The sequence below is a fragment of the Streptomyces atratus genome (genome assembly GCF_014648655.1).
GTDB lineage: Bacteria > Actinomycetota > Actinomycetes > Streptomycetales > Streptomycetaceae > Streptomyces > Streptomyces atratus.
Genome location: NZ_BMRN01000134.1, coordinates 1 through 3,262, shown reverse-complemented (window position 1 = coordinate 3,262; position 3,262 = coordinate 1). Strand labels below are relative to the sequence as shown.

The window sequence follows — 3,262 nt, the reverse complement described above, 5'->3', positions numbered from 1 at the left end:
CGCCGTGGGCCATGAGGACGGCGAGGGTGGTGATGACGGTGTCGAGGGATCGTTCGACGCAGACGCCGACACAGACCTCGGGTCCCACGCCGTGCTTGATCAGCCGTGCGGCGATCCGGGCTGCGCGGGTGACGAGTTCGGCGTAGGTGAGGGTGTTGTCGTCGCAGACGACGGCCACGGCGTCGGGGGTTTCCAGCGCGCGGCGTATCACCAGTTCGTGGATCGCGCCGACCGGGAGTTCTTCGCCGTCACCCGCCCACGAGTCCACCAGTTCCCGCTCGGTTTCTCCCAGCAGGACGACGTCCCCGAACGCGGTGTCCGGTTCGGAGACCATCGACTCCAGCACCCGCACGTAGTAGTCCCGCATCAACGCCACCTGGTCCTCGACCAGAACACCGAGGTGGTAGTCGAGACTCAGGAGCAGCCGTGTGGAGTACGGATTGCGGATCACGCCGACACTCAGCGGGAAGTTGGTCGGCTCGGCACGCAGCGTGCTGAAGCTGTCGATCTTCCCGTCCACGATCGTCAGACGACCCTCACCGAACTCGTCGGTGAGCACGTGGAAGTGGTTGTACACGAAGCTGGTCTCGAACAGGGCCTCGCCGCCCATACGGCGCTGCAGCACTCCCAGCGGGTATCTGCGGTGGGGCAGCATGTCCTGCTCGGCCTCGAACACCGCGCGTACGAGGTCCAGCCAACTGCCGTCCGGCAGGTCCAGCCGGAACGGGACAGTGTTCAGGAAGAGCCCCCGCACCTCGGTCGCCCCGGCCTCCTCCAACCGCCCGTTGGACGACAGTCCGGCCAGCACGTCAGTGCTTCCGGTGACCAGACTCATGACCCGCAGATGCGCTGCCAGCATCACGGACTTCAGCGGCACCCCACAACGCTTGGCCAGCGCCAGCAGTTCGTCGCACAGCTCCGCCGGTAACAGCGTCTCGATCGAGCCGTGCTTCTCCGCCGTGTGCAGCACACGCCACTCGTTCTCGCGCTCGGGCGTGGCCAGCCGCGCGTGGTGCCGGTCCGGCCAGCGTGGGAGCCGGCCCGTGGGCCGGTCCGTGAGCCGCTCCAGCCAGAACGCCTCGCTCTCCTTCGAGCGCAGCACCTCCCGTTCCGCCGCGATGAAGTCGCGGTACGCGGACTCGGGCGGGTCCAGGGCGACGACCGTGCCCGCACCGGTCGCGAGCCGGTGGTAGAGGCCGGTGATCTCGGCGAGCGTGGAGTGAAGGCTCCAGCCGTCGAAAATGGCGTGGTGCTCGGTCACCGTCCACTGGAACGCGTCGTCGGAGAGCCAGTGGATGCCGAACCGCAGCAGCGGCGGCCGGGAGTGGTCGAACACATGGGAGCGTTCGAAGGTCACGTATGCGGCGATCGCCGACTGTTGCGCCTCGTCGTCGAGTGCGCGCAGATCGGATACCACGCACGGCATCTCCGCCGTGGCATGCACCAGCTGGAGCGGCTCGCTGTAGCCGCTCAGCTCTAGGGACGTGCGGAGAATCGGGTGGCGTTCCACGACCAGGCGGAGCGCCTCCTTGAAGCTGCGCTCGTCGAACCGGCCGTTGATGCGCATGCTGTCCACGTTGTGGTACGGCAGCCGTTCACGGTCCAGCTCCATCTCGTAGATCATGCCGACCTGGAGTTCCGCCATCGGATAGGCGTCCACGAGGCCCTGCGGCAGCCGTGCCCTGTCCTCGGCGCTCACCATGGAGAACGGCTCACGGTCGCGCTGCGGAGCTTCGGATGCCGAATGGGTGGAGGCGGCCTCGGCCAGCCCCGCCGGGGTGGGCGTGCGGAAGAGATCCTGCAGCTCGAAACCGACCCCCTGGGTACGAGCCAGTCCCAGCACCTGGATGCTGCGGATGGAGTCGCCGCCGAGGTCGAAGAAGTTGTCGTGGCGGCCGACCCGGTCGACGCCGAGAACGTTGCTCCAGATCTCCGCGAGCAGCTCCTCCGTCCCGGGCAGCGGAGCGATGAACTCAGCTGTCAGTTCCGGGCGTTCGTTCGTCGGAGCGGGCAAGGCCCGGTGATTGAGCTTGCCCTGCGGAGTGAGCGGGAGGGCATCGAGGAAGACGAAGTTCCTCGGGATCATGTAGTCGGGGAGGTGCCCGGCGAGGGCGTCGCGGAGTTCACTGGTGGTGGGCCGGTCGGCGTCCGGCTCCGGTACGAGGTAGGCGACGAGGTCCGTGTGGCCGCCGAGATCGTCCCGGACGACCACGACGGCCTGCCGGATCTCGGGCTGCCGGCCCAGTCGGGCCTCGATCTCCGGCAGCTCGATGCGGTAGCCGCGCACCTTCACCTGGGCGTCGGCCCGGCCCAGGTATTCCAGGTCGCCGGAGGGTTTCCAGCGGGCCAGGTCCCCACTGCGGTAGAGCCGGGCTCCCGGAGTACGACCGAGATGGTCCGGCACGAAACGCTGGGCGGTGAGCGCCGGTTGGCCTGTGTAGCAACGCGTCACGCCGGGCCCGCCGACGTAGAGCTCCCCGACGACACCGACCGGACTCGGATCGCCCGACGGATCCAGGACGTAGAGACGGAGATCGGGCAGCGCCCTGCCGATCCGGCTGAACGTACCGTCGAGCTGGCCCTCGTCCACCTCGGTGTACGTCACGTGCACGGTGGTCTCGGTGATGCCGTACAGGTTGACGAGAAGCGGCGAGGCGTAGCCGTGACGGGCGCCCCAGCGGCGCACTGACGCCCGGTTCAGCGCCTCGCCTGCGAACAGCACAGCCCGCAGGGCCAGTTCCCCATTTTGCACCGCATCGACCGTCTCGAACTGGCGGAAGGCGGAAGGGGTTTGGCTGAGCATCGTGACGGACCGGTCGCGTACGAGTGCGTAGAACGCTTCCGAGTCCCGGCTGGTCAGATACGGCACCACGACGAGGCGTCCGCCGGTGGTGAGGGCGCCCCACATCTCCATGACCGACACATCGAAGGCGTAGCTGTGGAAGAGGCTCCAGGTGTCGTCGGGGCCGAACGGGAGGCGTTGTCGGACGGCGTTGAAGAGGCGGGTCACGTTGGCGTGGGTGACGGTGGTGCCCTTGGGGCGTCCGGTGGATCCCGAGGTGAAGATGATGTAGCAGGCGTGGTCGGGGTCGAGGTGTTGGGGGAGGCGGGCGAGGGTGTGGTCGAGGTCCGGTGTGGTGGTGGCGGTCTGGAGGGTGTCGATGTTGAGGGTGTGCCAGGGGCCGTGGGGGACGGTGTCGTGGGTGGGTTGGTGGGTCAGGACGAGGGTGGCGCCGACTTCGGTGAGCATGTGGTGCATGCG

Annotated in this window: 1 protein-coding gene; it reads right to left on the bottom strand. The window is 68.1% G+C overall.

Annotated elements, in window-relative coordinates; genetic code table 11:
- Positions 1-3,250 (bottom strand): non-ribosomal peptide synthetase (locus tag IEZ15_RS43530; protein WP_229846590.1); only part of this gene is annotated, 3,250 nt, incomplete at its 3' end.
- Between the last annotated feature and the right edge of the window lie 12 nt (positions 3,251-3,262).